At 64.1% G+C, this 14,335-nt stretch carries 22 protein-coding genes; 14 read left to right on the top strand and 8 right to left on the bottom strand.

Annotated elements, in window-relative coordinates; all coding sequences use genetic code 11:
• Nucleotides 1-44: 44 nt before the first annotated feature.
• From dapB to FJ419_RS23280, 6 genes are all read left to right on the top strand, one after another.
• On the top strand, nucleotides 45-821 hold the full coding sequence (gene dapB, locus FJ419_RS23305) for a 4-hydroxy-tetrahydrodipicolinate reductase (protein WP_140698602.1): 777 nt from the start codon (nucleotides 45-47) through the stop codon (nucleotides 819-821).
• Between the two features lie 192 nt (nucleotides 822-1,013).
• Complete coding sequence (locus FJ419_RS23300; RefSeq protein ID WP_246679321.1) at nucleotides 1,014-2,000, top strand: ABC transporter substrate-binding protein; 987 nt, start codon at nucleotides 1,014-1,016, stop codon at nucleotides 1,998-2,000.
• Nucleotides 2,001-2,161: 161 nt separating this feature from the next.
• A complete protein-coding gene (locus FJ419_RS23295) occupies nucleotides 2,162-3,016 on the top strand; it encodes an ABC transporter ATP-binding protein (protein WP_140698596.1) in 855 nt (284 codons plus the stop codon).
• A gap of 13 nt (nucleotides 3,017-3,029) precedes the next feature.
• Nucleotides 3,030-3,905: an ABC transporter permease gene (locus tag FJ419_RS23290; RefSeq protein WP_095767080.1), complete on the top strand. Its 876-nt coding sequence runs from the start codon at nucleotides 3,030-3,032 to the stop codon at nucleotides 3,903-3,905.
• 99 nt (nucleotides 3,906-4,004) lie between these two features.
• The gene (locus FJ419_RS23285; RefSeq protein ID WP_140698593.1) at nucleotides 4,005-4,295 is read left to right on the top strand and encodes a type II toxin-antitoxin system ParD family antitoxin; all 291 of its coding nucleotides are present in this window, start codon (nucleotides 4,005-4,007) and stop codon (nucleotides 4,293-4,295) included.
• Nucleotides 4,292-4,603 carry a type II toxin-antitoxin system RelE/ParE family toxin gene (locus FJ419_RS23280; protein WP_140698590.1) on the top strand — a complete coding sequence of 104 codons (312 nt, stop codon included), beginning with the start codon at nucleotides 4,292-4,294 and terminating at the stop codon, nucleotides 4,601-4,603. Before FJ419_RS23285 ends, FJ419_RS23280 begins: the two co-directional genes overlap by 4 nt.
• A gap of 8 nt (nucleotides 4,604-4,611) precedes the next feature.
• On the opposite strand, the gene FJ419_RS23275 is transcribed toward FJ419_RS23280, so the two are convergent.
• Together FJ419_RS23275 and FJ419_RS23270 are read right to left on the bottom strand one after the other, a co-directional pair.
• Nucleotides 4,612-5,979: a sensor histidine kinase gene (locus FJ419_RS23275; protein ID WP_140698587.1), complete on the bottom strand. Its 1,368-nt coding sequence runs from the start codon at nucleotides 5,977-5,979 to the stop codon at nucleotides 4,612-4,614.
• Nucleotides 5,976-6,653, bottom strand: a complete 678-nt coding sequence (locus FJ419_RS23270) for a response regulator (RefSeq protein WP_140635760.1) — start codon at nucleotides 6,651-6,653, stop codon at nucleotides 5,976-5,978. Before FJ419_RS23270 ends, FJ419_RS23275 begins: the two co-directional genes overlap by 4 nt.
• A 2-nt stretch (nucleotides 6,654-6,655) precedes the next feature.
• Here FJ419_RS23270 and FJ419_RS23265 point away from each other — a divergent pair, with 2 nt between their 5' ends.
• The 6 genes from FJ419_RS23265 to FJ419_RS23240 all read left to right on the top strand — a co-directional run bounded on the left by FJ419_RS23265 (nucleotide 6,656) and on the right by FJ419_RS23240 (nucleotide 8,952).
• On the top strand, nucleotides 6,656-7,117 hold the full coding sequence (locus FJ419_RS23265; protein ID WP_140698585.1) for a hypothetical protein: 462 nt from the start codon (nucleotides 6,656-6,658) through the stop codon (nucleotides 7,115-7,117).
• 17 nt (nucleotides 7,118-7,134) lie between these two features.
• Nucleotides 7,135-7,374, top strand: a complete 240-nt coding sequence (locus FJ419_RS23260; RefSeq protein WP_095767085.1) for a DUF680 domain-containing protein — start codon at nucleotides 7,135-7,137, stop codon at nucleotides 7,372-7,374.
• Nucleotides 7,375-7,430: 56 nt separating this feature from the next.
• Entirely contained in the window at nucleotides 7,431-7,637 is a 207-nt protein-coding gene (locus tag FJ419_RS23255; RefSeq protein ID WP_140698582.1) for a DUF680 domain-containing protein, read from the top strand.
• Nucleotides 7,638-7,691: 54 nt separating this feature from the next.
• The gene (locus FJ419_RS23250) at nucleotides 7,692-7,898 is read left to right on the top strand and encodes a DUF680 domain-containing protein (protein WP_140698580.1); all 207 of its coding nucleotides are present in this window, start codon (nucleotides 7,692-7,694) and stop codon (nucleotides 7,896-7,898) included.
• Nucleotides 7,899-8,222: 324 nt separating this feature from the next.
• Nucleotides 8,223-8,429, top strand: a complete 207-nt coding sequence (locus FJ419_RS23245) for a DUF680 domain-containing protein (protein WP_140698577.1) — start codon at nucleotides 8,223-8,225, stop codon at nucleotides 8,427-8,429.
• Between the two features lie 274 nt (nucleotides 8,430-8,703).
• Nucleotides 8,704-8,952 (top strand): DUF680 domain-containing protein, encoded by a 249-nt coding sequence (locus tag FJ419_RS23240; protein WP_140698574.1) that lies wholly within the window; start codon nucleotides 8,704-8,706, stop codon nucleotides 8,950-8,952.
• 70 nt (nucleotides 8,953-9,022) lie between these two features.
• On the opposite strand, the gene FJ419_RS23235 is transcribed toward FJ419_RS23240, so the two are convergent.
• Genes FJ419_RS23235 through purM form a run of 6 tightly spaced genes read right to left on the bottom strand, consistent with a single transcriptional unit; the run spans nucleotide 9,023 to nucleotide 12,229 of the window.
• The gene (locus FJ419_RS23235; protein ID WP_140698571.1) at nucleotides 9,023-9,538 is read right to left on the bottom strand and encodes a histidine phosphatase family protein; all 516 of its coding nucleotides are present in this window, start codon (nucleotides 9,536-9,538) and stop codon (nucleotides 9,023-9,025) included.
• 3 nt (nucleotides 9,539-9,541) lie between these two features.
• The gene (locus FJ419_RS23230; protein WP_140698568.1) at nucleotides 9,542-9,811 is read right to left on the bottom strand and encodes a hypothetical protein; all 270 of its coding nucleotides are present in this window, start codon (nucleotides 9,809-9,811) and stop codon (nucleotides 9,542-9,544) included.
• 10 nt (nucleotides 9,812-9,821) lie between these two features.
• Nucleotides 9,822-10,115 (bottom strand): type II toxin-antitoxin system RelE/ParE family toxin, encoded by a 294-nt coding sequence (locus FJ419_RS23225; protein WP_140698565.1) that lies wholly within the window; start codon nucleotides 10,113-10,115, stop codon nucleotides 9,822-9,824.
• A gap of 3 nt (nucleotides 10,116-10,118) precedes the next feature.
• A complete protein-coding gene (locus FJ419_RS23220; protein WP_140540986.1) occupies nucleotides 10,119-10,394 on the bottom strand; it encodes a type II toxin-antitoxin system ParD family antitoxin in 276 nt (91 codons plus the stop codon).
• 51 nt (nucleotides 10,395-10,445) lie between these two features.
• A complete protein-coding gene (purN, locus tag FJ419_RS23215; protein WP_140698562.1) occupies nucleotides 10,446-11,153 on the bottom strand; it encodes a phosphoribosylglycinamide formyltransferase in 708 nt (235 codons plus the stop codon).
• A complete protein-coding gene (gene purM / locus FJ419_RS23210; protein WP_140698559.1) occupies nucleotides 11,150-12,229 on the bottom strand; it encodes a phosphoribosylformylglycinamidine cyclo-ligase in 1,080 nt (359 codons plus the stop codon). Before purM ends, purN begins: the two co-directional genes overlap by 4 nt.
• Nucleotides 12,230-12,557: 328 nt before the next feature.
• On the opposite strand from purM, the gene FJ419_RS23205 reads away from it, so the two are divergent.
• Together FJ419_RS23205 and FJ419_RS23200 are read left to right on the top strand one after the other, a co-directional pair.
• Complete coding sequence (locus FJ419_RS23205; RefSeq protein WP_140698555.1) at nucleotides 12,558-13,175, top strand: CDP-alcohol phosphatidyltransferase family protein; 618 nt, start codon at nucleotides 12,558-12,560, stop codon at nucleotides 13,173-13,175.
• A 16-nt stretch (nucleotides 13,176-13,191) separates the two neighbouring features.
• Nucleotides 13,192-14,334, top strand: a complete 1,143-nt coding sequence (locus tag FJ419_RS23200; protein WP_140698660.1) for an AI-2E family transporter — start codon at nucleotides 13,192-13,194, stop codon at nucleotides 14,332-14,334.
• Nucleotide 14,335: the final 1 nt, after the last annotated feature.

Here is a 14,335-nt window from a genome sequence, read left to right as displayed (position 1 = left end):
CGTGCTAGAGGATTGTTCCGACTCTGCTTTCGACAGGGATAGACATGCCGCAACCGCTCAAAGTAGCCATCGCCGGCGCGCTCGGCCGCATGGGCCGGCAGATGGCCGAGGCAGTCGCTGCCGATCCGCGGCTGCAGCTCGTCGCCCGCTTCCATCGGCCGGGCAGCATGGGCGAGGGGCTGGTCGAACGCGACGAGGCGCTGGCGCTTGCCGATGTGGTCGTCGACTTCACCACGCCCACAGCTTCCGCCGAACTGGCCAAGGCCTGCGCGGCGCGAGGCGGTCCGGCGCTGGTCATTGGCTCGACCGGTTTCAGCGCCTCGGAACTGGCGGCGATTGCCGACGCCGCGAAGAAGGTCGCCATCGTCCGCTCAGGCAGCTATTCGCTCGGGCTCAACATGCTGACCGGCCTCGCCGAGCAGGCGGCGCGGGCGCTTGCCGCCGACGACTGCGACATCGAAATTTTTGAAGCGCATCATCGCATGAAGGTCGATGCGCCGTCCGGGACGGCGCTGATGCTCGGCGGGGCGGCCGCGCGAGGACGTGGCGTCGTGTTGGACGATGTGGCGAGACGCGCCCGCGATGGCCTGGTTGCTTCGCGCCCAATAGGCGAGATCGGCTTTGCCGTGCTGCGCGGCGGCAGTATCGTCGGCGAGCACAGCGTGAGGTTCCTCACTGATGGCGAGACGCTGACGCTTTCGCATGCCGCCGGCGACCGCTCGATGTTCGCGCGAGGCGCCATCGCGGCTGCGCTCTGGGTCGCTGGACGGCCGCCCGGCGAATACGACATGCGCAATGTGCTGGGCTTCACTGCCTCGTGACCGGAAACCCCGCCGGACTTCCATTCCATGGCTGCTAATACGGCTGAAAGCCAGCTGAAAGCTTGGCCATGCCATGACAGTTTTGTGGCGGTCGCCACATGAACGGCCTGGGAGCGGCCGACAGGAGGAATGCGGCGCGGCGCGCCGCCCAGTGGAGGAAGATTAGTGACCCGTTTCATCTCTAAACGCGCCCTGCGTTCAGTGGCGCTGACGCTTGCCATCGTTGGCGCTGGCGCATCGACGGCATCGGCAGCCGATAAGATCACCATCATCGTCGGCGGCATGGAAAAGCAGATCTATCTGCCGGCCGTGCTCACCCAGCAGCTCGGCTACTTCAAGGACGAGGGGCTGGACGTGGAGTTGGTGAACTCCCGCGCGGGCGTCGAGGCCGAGAACGAATTGCTGGCCGGCGCCGTGCAAGGCGTCGTCGGCTTCTACGATCACACCGTCGACCTACAGTCGAAGGGCAAATACATCCAGTCGATCGTGCAGTTCAGCCAGGCGCCGGGCGAGGTCGAGCTGGTCTCGGCCAAGCACCCGGAAATCAAGTCGCCGGCCGATTTCAAGGGCGCGACGCTCGGCGTCACCGGCCTCGGCTCCTCGACCGATTTCCTGACCCAGTATCTCGCGGTTCGCAGCGGCCTGAAGCCGGGCGACTACACGCTGCTTCCCGTCGGCGCCGGCAACACTTTCATCGCCGCCGTCAAGCAGGACCAGATTCAGGCCGGCATGACCACCGAGCCGACCATCGCTAAGCTGCTCCAGACCGGCGAGGCGAAGGTCCTGGTCGACATGCGCACGCCCGAAAAGACCAAGGAAGCGCTGGGCGGCGACTACCCGGCTGCCTCCTTCTACGTCCAGTCTAGCTGGCTCGACGGCCACAAGGACGAGGCGCAGAAGCTCGCCAACGCCTTCGTCAAGACAATGAAGTTCATCGCCGGCCATTCGGCCGAGGAGATCGCCGACAAGATGCCGAAGGACTATTACGCCGGCAGCAAGGACCTCTATATTCAGGGCTTGGCAGGCGGCAAGGCGATGTTCACGCCGGATGGCCGCATGCCGGCCGATGGACCGCAGACCGTGCTGAAGGTTCTGTCGACCTTCTCGAAGAGCCTGCAGGGCAAGCAGATCGACCTGTCGAAGACCTATACGACCGAGTTCGTCGACGCGGCGAAGTAAGCGCCGGGCAGGCGAGGGCGGACGGACCCCGTCCGCCCTTGAAAAGCAAGAGCTTGCGTCGGCTGCCTGAACCAATTCGGCGGCCGTGTTTCCGGATGCCGGCGAGCAGGCCCGCGGGCCCGGATCGCGCCATCCCCGCACCACCACAACAGGAGTGTGCCATGCAATCGCAGACCATGGCGGCGGAGAAACTGTCTCCCGCCGCGCCGCCGGCTGACGCCGCGATAGCCATCGACGATGTGACGCTGCGCTTCGTCACGCCGGACGGCCACATGATGACAGCAATCCGCGATTTCACCATGACGGTGGCGCGCGGCGAGTTCACCTGCGTCGTCGGCCCGACCGGCTGTGGCAAATCGACGACGCTCAACCTCGTCACCGGCCTGTTGCGTCCGACCACCGGCAATGTCCGTGTCATGGGCAATCCGGTCACCGACATCAGCCGCGATATCGGCTTCGTCTTCCAGGCCGACGCGCTGTTTCCGTGGCGCAGCGTCCTCGACAATGTCGCCGCCGGTCCGCTCTTCCGCGGCACGCCAAAGAAAGAAGCCTATGAGAAGGCGCGCGACTGGATCGGCCGGGTCGGCCTTTCGCGGTTCGAGAAGCACTATCCGCACCAGCTTTCGGGCGGCATGCGCAAGCGCGCGGCGCTTGCCCAGACCTTCATCAACCAGCCCAAGATCCTGCTGATGGACGAGCCCTTCAGCGCGCTCGACATGCAGACCCGCACGGCAATGCAGGACGAATTGCTGGGTCTCTGGTCGGGGCTGAAATCATCCGTCGTCTTCGTCACTCATGACCTTGAGGAAGCGGTGGCGCTGGCCGACAAGGTCTATGTGCTCACCGCCGGTCCCGGCACGGTGAAGAGCGTCTACCGCATCGACCTGCCGCGCCCGCGCGTCATGTCCGACATTCGCTACGACCCGAAATTCATCGAGATTGCCAAGGTGATCTGGAACGATCTGCGTGAGGAAGTGCAGCTCGGCCAAAGCCGTGGCTTGCAAGCGAGCCATTGAAAGGAGACTTGCCATGACCGCCATCTCTCCAACCGATCAGGCCGCCGCCCGCGCCACATCGATCGTCGCCGCGGAAGCGCAGGCGAGAGCACGGCTGCGCAAGCGCCATGCTCTGGTCATCGGCCTGCGCCTCGCGATCCTCGTCGTCTTCCTCGGCCTTTGGGAACTCTGCGCCGACTACAACATCATCGACCCGTTCTTCTTCTCCAGCCCGTCGGGCATCTGGGAACAGATCTGGTCCTGGATCACCGAGGGCACCTCGCAGGGACCGCTCTGGCTGCAGATCTATGTGACGCTGGAGGAAACCTTCCTCGGCTTCGCCATCGGCGCGGTCGGCGGCATCGTGGCGGGCATCATCCTTGGCCGCAACAAGCTGCTGGCCGATGTGTTCTCGATCTACATCAAGATCGCGAACTCCGTGCCGCGCGTGGTGCTCGGCTCGGTGTTCATCATCGCGCTCGGGTTGGGCATGGCTTCCAAAGTGGCGCTGGCCGTCGTCATGGTGTTCTTCGTCGTCTTCGCCAACGCCTTCCAGGGCGTGCGCGAGGCCGACAGGGCGATGATCGCCAACGCCCAGATCCTCGGCGCCTCGCCGTTCCAGATCACCCGCTCGGTCATCATCCCTTCGGCGATGAGCTGGATCCTCGCCAGCCTGCATGTCTCGTTCGGTTTCGCGCTGGTCGGCGCGGTCGTCGGCGAGTTTCTTGGCGCCAAGCAGGGCATGGGCCTTTTGATCTCCACCGCGCAGGGCGCCTTCAACGCCAATGGCGTCTTCGCCGCCATGATCATCCTGGCGGTGATGGCGCTGGTGGTGGAGTTCATCATCACCCGCTTCGAAAACTATGTGGTGAAGTGGCGCCCGGCGCCGTTCAACGAGCAGGGGACCTGAGCAATCGCCGCACACCATCATGTCTGGTGTGCGGCTTCATCCGATGTGTGACAAAGTCATGCGCCTTGTGCTATACTGAGGGTATCGAGGAGACGAGTCATGCGAAACTCCCAGCCCCTGACGATCACGCTGCCGCTCGAGATGGCGCAGATGGTGAAAAATAAGGTTGCCTCGGGCGAATACGCCACCGAGAGCGAAGTCATCCGTGATGGCCTGCGTACGTTGGCTGCCCGTGACGCGGCGGTTGAACGCTGGTTGCGAGAGGAAGTCGTGCCGACGATGCAGGATGCACGCGCCCATCCTGAGAAGCTTTTGACGGCCGAGCAGCTCCGCCGCAATCTCTCCGAGCACATCAACGCGATCGCCGCCAAAACGCGCTCCGGTGCATGAAATATCAGGTCAGGTTCCATGCTGCCGCCGAGCGAGACATTGCCGAGTTGCTGAACGAGCTCGCGCCAAAGGCTGGCGTGGCAACCGCTTTGCGTTTTGTCGGGCGCATTGTCGACTATTGCCTCGACTTTGAGACTTTTCCGGAGCGGGGCACGCGTCATCACGAAATCGCACCTGGTTTACGCACGGTAGGATGGCGCCGACGCGCGACGATCGCGTTCGAAATCGTGGATGACAAAGTGGTCATCCCCCGGATTCTCTACGCAGGTCGTACGCTCGAATTGCCGGACGAAGAGTCCGAACATTGACGTAAGCCTTAGGCCAGCGGCAGACGGACCTCGACCTTGAGCCCGCCCGCGGCGGCGTCGCCCAGCGTGACGCTGCCGCCGGCATTCTCGACCACCTCGCGCACGATCGCCAGGCCGAGCCCGCTGCCTTCCTCTGCCGAGCCGGCGAGGCGGTAGAAGCGTTCGAAGACGTGCTCCCGCTCCTCGGCCGAAATGCCGGGGCCGGTATCGGCTACCGTCAGCACGCCCTCGCTATCGACCATCGCCAGCCTGACAGTCACCGCGCCGCCAGCCGGCGTGTAGCGCAGCGCGTTGTCGACCAGGTTGACGATCATCTCGCGCAGCATCGTGCCGTCGCCGATTACCGCCACCGGTCCGTTTTCCTCGAGGCCGAGGTCGATGTCGCGCTTGATCGCCGCCGGCGCCTGCGCTTCCAGCACATGGCGGGCGGCCTCGGTGAGATCGATGCGGTCGGCGCGCGGCCGCCGGCTGCCGGGCTCGGCGCGCGAGAGCGTGAGCAATTGTTCAGCGAGCCGTGCCAGCCTGCCGGAACTCGCTTGCAACGCGACCAGCGCCTCCCGGCGCCGGTCGGACGCGGTTTCGCGCAAGGCATAACTTGCCTGCGTCGACAACAGCGCCAGCGGCGTGCGCAACTGGTGTGCGGCATTGGCGATGAAGCGTCGCTGCGCCGCCATTTGCGCCCGCACGCGCTCCATATAGGCATTGAGCGCCTCGATCAGCGGCCGGATCTCGCTCTGCGCGCCCGGGACCTCGACCGGATCGAGATCGCTGCGGCGTCGCGAGCGCACGGCGTCGCGCAGCCGGATCAGCGGCGCCAGGCCGCGGCGCAGGCCAAGCAGCACGAACACGCCGGCAATGGCCACCAAGGCAAGCTGCTGGGCGAAGGCGCTGAGCCACAGGCGCTTGACCATGGCGTCATGTCCGGCGAGCGTGACGCCGACCGTGACCTTGATCGGCGAATCGGTGCCGGCGCCGATCACGGCATGGCTGAGCGTTGCCAGGCGCAGCCGGTGATCGCGGTAGGCGGCCTCGACGCTGCCGCGCTCCGGCGCCTCGGGCAGGTCCGGATAGCCGCTCAGCAGCCGCCCGCCGGCGGTCTCGACGCGATAATAGACGCTGTCGCGGTCGCCGGTGTCGAACATCTCGATCGCCGCCGGCGGCACGGTGGCGTCGAGCGCGCCGTCGGCCATCGCCACCTGCTCGGCGATGGCGCGTGCCGAGCCGACCAGCATGCGATCGGTGACGAGGTCCGCCGTCGCCAGCGCGTTGCGCTGGCTGGTCCACAGATTGATGGCGGCGAGCCCAGCCAGCGGCAGCACCACCCAGGCCAGCAACTGCAGGCGAAGGCTGCCGAACCGGAGTCTGTCGATTTTCATGGCGCCGGATCGTCGTGGCGCAACAGGTAGCCCAGGCCGCGCAAGGTGGCGATCTGGACGCGCGATCCCTCGAGCTTCTTACGCAGCCTGTGCACATAGATCTCGATGGCGCTGGGGTCGGCGTCGGTGTCGAAGTCGTAGATCGCGGTCGAGAGCGCCGCCTTGCTCACCGTGCGACCGGCCTTGACGACGAGCTGTTCCAAGACCGCGTGCTCACGCGGCGTCAGCGACAGCGTCGCGCCGGCAAGCGAGAACAGCCTGGTGTTGGTGTCAAAGGTGAGATCGCCGCAGGAAACGACCGGCGCGGTGCGGTCGTTGGCGCGGCGCAGCTGCACGCGGATACGCGCTTCCAGCTCCTCGATCTGAAATGGTTTCGCCAGATAGTCGTCGGCGCCTTCGTTGAGGCCCTTGACCCGGCCGTCGAGGCTGGCATTGGCGGTAAGCACGATAACCGGCACTGGGTTGCCGCGCGCCCGCAGCCTTTTCAGCACCTCCATGCCGCCCATGCGGGGCAGGGCTAGGTCGAGGATGATCAAAGCGTGATCCCCGGCGGCTAAAGCATGCTCGACATCCTCGCCGTCATGCACGACGTCGACGACATAGCTCGCCTGGCGCAGCGTCTTGCTCAGCCAATCGGCCAGTTCGCGATTGTCCTCGACAAGCAGCAGCCGCATCGTTGTCGCTGTTCCTCCCAACGGCGTCGACCTTCGCCAAGGGGCGGCGGGCGGCGTCCAAATTGGTTCCCGAGGCAACCGATAGTATCGATCCGCGCGCAAGGCAAACGTGGTTTCTCGACGGCCGCCACCCCGGTCGTGGTGTCTGCCCAGCCACCTGTTCGGTCGCGCAAGTGATAAAACCGAACCGTTCGGTTCAATTAATGTTGACGGTTCGTATAGCTAGGATGAACACCGGCACCTGTTATCCAGGTGCCGCATCGCGCGACGATCCCCATAACCAGTTGATATCAAATGACAAGAATGTGGCCGCTGCGTATTTCAGTCAATTTCAAGATCGAACCGAACGGTTCGGTTCACAACTTTTCGTGATTGGAAATGGCAACAGGGCCGACCCATTTCGGGATGGTCCGAGCGACGCGAATTTCCATTACGGCACGCCACTAGACGGACACGACTTTTGAAATCTGGAGTATCTGAAATGAACAAGATTGCTTTTGCCGCCGCTGCTTTCCTCATTGCCACGGGCAGCGCTTTCGCCGGCAGCGACCATTACGGTTCCGACAACGTCAACCAGCCGGCCGTAACGGCCCCCGCGGGCAACGTCGACAACACGGTCACCGGTTCGATTCGCAAGCTCGACAAGTTCGAGCAGCGCGAGTTCCACATCACACCTGATCAGAACCAGCCGCAGTCGGGCCAAGGCATCTGGGGCCGCTAACCGGCGCTCCTCCTAACCCGCTTCAACCAACAAACTTCAAATCTGGAGTAACTCAAATGACCAAGATCACTCTTACCGCCGCCGCCCTGCTTGTCGCCACTGGCGCTGCTTTCGCTGGGTCCGACCACTACAACCCCAACGAAGCCAACCAGTCGGCCGCTTCGGTCGACACCTCGATCACCGCTTCCACAAACAACTCGGACGCGGACGCACAGAAGCCGGTCGTCACGGGCGCTAACCACAATTTGTTCGGCAGCCGCTAATCGGTTCGCCTGGCGAACCTTCGAACCAACAACCTTGAATCTGGAGCAACCCAAATGACCAAGATCGCTCTTACCGCCGCCGCCCTGCTTGTCGCCACTGGCGCCGCTTTCGCCGGGTCCGACCACTACAACCCCAATGAAGCCAACCGGCCGTCCGCCGCGGTCGACACCTCGCTCACCGCTTCGATCAAGAAGTCGGACGCGAACGTCCAGAAGCCCGAGGCTCAGGCTCCGGCCCAGGATCTGTTCGGCAATCGCTGAACGGCCTGGTCTTCCAAGACTTCAAAGCGGCGGGCTTGTCCCGCCGCTCTGTTTTTCTGCAGCCGGCTCTACGCTTGGCCGGCTTTTCCGGAGCTGATCAAGCATCCATCACGAAGCGGTGATGCTTGTAACGATGCCCCTGGCGTCGTCGAAGTGTGAGCAAGGGCCGATAGACGCTGGGCCGATGTCAGGAAATTCAAGTGAGTGGAGCGAGCGGGCGGCACCCGGGCGATGTCCGAGGCTGTCCTGTGCCGATCCACCAGGTCATCGGATCGTCAATCGCGCCCGACCAAACAGCGCAACCCGAAACCAGGAGTATTTGAAATGACCAAGATCGCCCTTACCGCCGTCGCCCTGCTTGTCGCCACGGGCGCCGCTTTCGCCAGCTCGGACAATTACGGAGCGGCCAATGCCAACCAGCCGGCTGTCACCATCGACCGGACTGTGACGACCTCGATCGCGAAGTCGGACGCGGATGTCCAAAGGCCGGTGGTGCGGGGCACCGATCACAACCTGTTCGGCAACCACTGATCCGGCGCGAAAAAAAGCAGGCGGCGGGCTTGTCCCGCCGCTCTGTTTTTCTGCAGCCGGCTAACGCCGGTTTGAATCGCATCACAAGTATTTGTCATCACAAGTATTTGTAATCCTTTGTCTTTTTCTGAGCGAAGTCCGATCCGACACTGCCATGGCCGCTGAAAAGCGAACGCGCCGGGAATAAACACAGGCCGCCGCGGGTCTTTTCGGCAGCGGGGCCATCCTCCCAAGGCCATCGCCCGACGAAACCAAACGGACAAGGAAAGCCGAAATGACCAGGATCGCTCTCACCACTGTCGCAACGCTTCTCGCGATGGGCTCCGCCTTCGCCGGCAGCGACCACTACGGCGCCGATGGCGTCAACCAGGCAGCCACCGTTGGCTCCGACACCAGCGTCACGGCTTCGATCCCGAAGCACAACACAGTCAAGCCGGCTCCGAGGGTCGATACCGAGATGAAGACTGGCGCAACCGGCGCTGCGGATTGGCCGGGTCCGCCATCGGACAACTGGGGCAATTGAGCTCGTCTTTGAAAATATCGAAGGCGGCGGGCTTGCCCGCCGCCTTGCTTATGGGCCGCCAGGCCCCGGGTTACGTCAAATCCTTCGGCCGAACAAAATGCGTCAGTCGGGCGCCACGGAAGTCGAGATCTGCCCAATCCTCGTCCAGCGTGAACCGGGCAAGAGCTGCCGTCGGAAACTTCGCTTCGATCTTCTTGAAAACGCTCTCATCCGTTCCTGGGCCGGCCAGCCGCAACACAAAATGCTGCAGGCCGGGATTGTGGCCGATCACTATCAGGCTCGCCGCTTGGGCCTGCCGCACGCGCGCCAGGATCGCACCGGCCGCAGCCTCGTAGAGCTCGTCGGCGAATTGCGCCGGCACGCTCTTCGGCAGCTCGGCCGCGACCAGCCGCCAGGTGTCGCGCGTGCGCAGCGCCGGCGAGACCAGCGCCAGATCCGGCAGCCAGCCGCGCCGGGCAAGCTCCCGCCCCATCAGCGGCGCCGTCTTCAAGCCGCGCGGGGCCAGCGGCCGGTCGAAATCCTCAAGCTTGGGATCGTCCCGGCTCGACTTGGCATGGCGGAGGATAAGAAGTTGTCTCAGGGGCATCGATCAGGACCAGGGAATCTCGACGTTGAAATCCTGCCTATGCCTACCACCGTATCTCGCTCCCGTCCGCTCATCCTTGTCCCATTTGACGGCAATGTCGGCCTCGGTGATCGACCAGACTCCGGATCGAACGTGGATCGCGCTGATAATTGAGCCATCAGGTTCATACAGGTAGAAATAGGCCGTGTCGCTTTGCGGTCCGTCCTCTACTTCATACTCGAAGACGCCTGCAAGATCGCCTTTGGTGCGGACCGCGCTGTCGAAAACGTCCAAAGCCCAGTTCCTAGAGCAGCGTTGAGATATCCCGCGCGCCATGCACGACACGTACGACATCGATCCGTTCCGCTGCGAGCCTGTAGAGAATGAGATAGTTGCCGATGGTCAGCGCACGCGTGTCGGCCCCGATATCGGGTCTTCGCGGTCCGGATTCGGGGAAGGCCGCGAGCTGTAGAATGCGTTCTGCGATTGCATCGAGAAAATGATCGGCGGCGCGCGGGCTATCCTTGGCAATGGAAAGCCAGATATCGGTCAAGTCATTTTCAACCGCCGGGCTGCGGACGATCGGCAGACCTGCCATGGATTACTTCTTGGCGGCATCGATAAGACGATCCCGAGCCTTCCGCTTGATATCGTCTATATCGAAAGGAACGAATGGACCGCTTTCCAGCCCCTCGGTCCAGGCTTTGCGCAGTCGCTCCACCTCGGCTTCCCGGAGAGGTTGCCGCAAGCGCCACTCACGCAGCGCCTCGCGGATCACCTCGCTCGCCGAGCCGTACCGCCCGCTCTCGACGGCATCTTTGACCATCTCAAGCAATTCTGGTGAAAGCGCCACGCTGACTTTTTCGACCGCTGCCATGAAAACTATCTCCTCATAGGATGGTAGCAATTATTGCTACCATCCGCAAGGTTACGGCGTAATCCGCGCCAGCTGTTCCAGGTCGGTCTCCTCGCGCAGCGGATCCGGCGCCATCACCACCGAGGTGGCGTTTTCGGCGTCGTCGGCGAAATGGGCAAGCATGGTGTGACCCTTTTCCATGCGCGCCTTGCCTTCGGCAACCAGACCCAGCGCCAGCGGGTAGAGCCGGTGCTCCACCTTGAGCACACGAGCCGCAAGCGTATCCTCATTGTCGCCCACCATCACCGGCACGGCGGCTTGGGCGATGATCGGGCCGTCGTCCATCTCGGGGGTGACGAAATGCACCGAGCAGCCATGGATGCGAACGCCGGCGCGAATGGCCCGCGCATGCGTGTCCAGCCCCTTGAAGGCCGGCAGCAGGGCAGGGTGGATGTTGACCATGCGCCCCTGCCATTTCTCGACCAGGCCGCGGCCGAGGATCCGCATATAGCCGGCCAGGGCTACAATGTCGGCGCCGAAGCCGACAAGCGCGGCGTCGAGCGCGGCGTCATAGGCATCCTTGCTCGGATGGTCGGCGCGCTGGATGACCTTGGTAGCGATGCCGCGCGACTGGGCGATGCCGAGGCCGGCCGCGTTCGCGCGGTCGGAAATGACGCCGACGATTTCCGCCGGATAGGTTGGATCGCTGGCCGCCGCGATCAGCGCCGTCATGTTGGAGCCGCGTCCCGAGATCAGGACGACCGTGCGTTTCCTGCTCATAGGCCGATCGAGCCCCGATAGATGACGCCGGCGTCGCGGCGCGGGACGATGCGGCCAATCGGCGTCACCGTCTCGCCGGCTTCCTGCAGCACCGCCGCGACCTGCGCCGCCTGGCCGGAGGCGACCGCGAGGATCATGCCGATGCCGCAATTGAAGGTGCGCATCATCTCTTCCGGCGCGACGCCGCCGGTCTTGGCCAGCCACGAGAATACCGGCGGCACGTCAATCGCCTCGAGGTCGAGCTCGGCGGAAAAATCCTTGGGCAAAACGCGCGGAATGTTTTCGGGAAAACCGCCGCCGGTGATGTGGGCCAGCGCCTTGATGCCATGCGTGTTGCGGATCGCTTTCAGGAGCGACTTCACATAGATGCGCGTTGGTTCCAGCAGTGCCTCGGCGAGGCTGAGCTCCTCGTTGAACGGCGCCGCATCGCTCCAGCCGAGCCCGCTCGCGGCAACGATCCGGCGCACCAGCGAAAAGCCGTTGGAGTGCAGGCCGGACGAGGCAAGGCCGAGCAGCACGTCGCCTTCGACAATGTCGTCGGTCGGCAGCAGCTGGCCGCGCTCGGCAGCGCCCACGGCGAAGCCCGCAAGGTCGTAATCGTTGTCGTTATACATGCCCGGCATCTCGGCGGTCTCGCCGCCGATCAGCGCGCAGCCGGCCTGCCGGCAACCTTGCGCGATGCCGCCGACAATTGAAGCGCCCTGGTCCGGGTCGAGCTTGCCGGTGGCGAAATAGTCGAGGAAGAACAGCGGCTCCGCGCCCTGCACGACGATATCGTTGACGCACATGGCGACGAGATCGATGCCGATCGTGTCGTGCTTGCCGGCATCGATGGCGATCTTGAGCTTGGTGCCGACGCCGTCATTGGCCGCGACCAGCACCGGATCGGTGAAGCCGGCGGCCTTCAGGTCGAACAGTCCGCCGAAGCCGCCGATCTCGCCGTCGGCGCCCGGCCGGCGCGTGGCGCGCACCAGCGGCTTGATCTTCTCGACCATCAAATTGCCGGCATCGATGTCGACGCCAGCCTCGGCGTAGGTGAGCCCATTTTTGCGCTTGGCCTTGTCGCCCTTGCTCATCGTCGGCTCGTCCTTGTTTCCATTGCCGGCTCTTCGCATGAATGGTTTCGGGGAGCAAGGCGCGAGCGCCAATCTCCCCCCTTGAGGGGGAGATGTCCGACAGGACAGAGGGGGGCGCTGTCCTGCTGGCATATCAGGGAAATCTCTACTCAACTTTCAGATTGCCTGCTGACTGCTGTCCTCGCCAAAACCCGAATGTCGGCATTCCTTCGCGCCCCCCTCTGGCCTGCCGGCCAACTTCCCACGGGGGCAGATCAGCAGTTCCTCCCTTGCGCCCATCCGCTATCTCACTCATCTTTTTCTCTACAAGAACACGACGGGACATCACGTGACCCTTCCCAACATGATCACGATCATGCGGCTGCTGCTCGTGCCCGCGGTGGTGCTCGCCATGCTGCAGGCGCGTTGGGACTGGGCCTTCGCCGGATTCCTCGTTGCCGGCATCTCCGACGGCGTCGATGGCTTCATCGCGCGTCGCTGGAACCAGTCGTCCAGCCTCGGCGCCTATCTCGATCCGATCGCCGACAAGCTTCTGCTTGTCTCGGTCTTCGTCGTCATGGGTTTTGCCGGCGAACTGCCGCTTTGGCTGGTGGTGACCATGGTCTCGCGCGACGGGCTCATCGTCTGCGCCGTGCTCTTGTCCAGCGTGATGAGCCATCCGGTCGAGGTGAAGCCGCTCTTCGTGTCGAAGGCCAACACCGCCGCGCAGATCGTGCTGGCGGCGCTTGTGCTGGGCGAACTTGCCTTTTCCGTGCACCTGGACCCGTTGCGGACCGCGCTCATATTGCTGACCGGGGTCTTGACCGTGGCTTCGGCCGCAGCCTATCTCGTGGCCTGGCTAAGGCATATGAGCGGCTATGGCGAAGGCTCCCGGACGAGCAACTCCCAAACCGGCGACATCAAGTCGGGCACCGGCAAGTCGGGCGGCTCCAACACGGGCGCCTGACGGTGAAGCCGCGGCGATCGCGGCCGACGACAGCTCGGGCGGGCTTCGCCGCCAGATCTTCTTCTGGCTGGCAACGGCGGTCCTGTTGGCGCTGTTCCTCTACATTTTCTCGGGCATCCTCCTGCCTTTCGTCGCCGGCATGGTGCTCGCCTATTTCCTCGACCCGGTCGCCGACTGGCTGCAGCGGCTCGGCCTCTCGCGCCTGATGGCGACCGTGGTGATCCTGATTGCCTTCATCGTCGTGGTGGTGCTGGCCTTGGTCATCCTGGTGCCGGTGCTGGCCACCCAAATGGCCGATTTCGCCCGCAAGCTGCCGGAATATCTCACCCGCCTGCAATCGCTGATCACCAGTTTCGACCCGAAATGGCTGGAGCAGCGTTTCGGCGTCAACGCCGCCGGCCTGCGCGACGGGCTGAATTCGCTGCTCACCACCGGCTTCAGCCTGCTCACCACCGTGTTCACCTCGATCTGGAGCTCCGGCGTAGCGCTGGTCTCGGTCGTGAGCCTGTTCGTCGTCACCCCGGTCGTCGCCTTCTACATGCTGCTCGACTGGGACCGCATGGTGGCCGAGGTCGACGGCTGGGTGCCGCGCGACCATGTCGAGACGGTGCGCGCGCTTGCCCGCGACATCAACACCGCCACCGCAGGCTTCGTGCGCGGGCAGGGCACGCTCTGCCTGGTGCTCGGCGCCATGTATGCCACGGGCCTGACGCTGACCGGCTTGAACTTCGCCATCCTCATCGGCTTCTTCGCCGGGCTGATCTCCTTCATCCCCTATGTCGGCTCCTTGACCGGGCTGGTGCTCGCCGTCGGCGTCGCCTTCGTCCAGTTCTGGCCGGACTGGACCATGGTGGTCGCCGTGGCCTGCGTGTTCTTCGTCGGCCAGTTCATCGAGGGCAACATCCTGCAGCCGCGGCTGGTCGGAAAGAGCGTCGGCCTGCATCCGGTATGGCTGATGTTCGCGCTGTTTGCCTTCGGCGCGCTGTTCGGCTTCGTCGGCCTTTTGATTGCCGTGCCGGCCTCGGCGGCGATTGCCGTGCTGGTGCGCTTCGCCATCGCCCGCTATCTCGAATCGCCGCTTTACAAAGGCAACGGCACCCAGCCCGCGCTGCCCTTGCCGGCCGATCGCGGCGGCGGCCATCGCTCGACACGGGGCTGAA

Origin of the sequence: Mesorhizobium sp. B2-6-2 (genome assembly GCF_006440615.1) — a bacterium.
Classification (GTDB): Bacteria; Pseudomonadota; Alphaproteobacteria; order Rhizobiales; family Rhizobiaceae; genus Mesorhizobium.
This window is presented reverse-complemented; position numbering and strand designations above follow the sequence as displayed.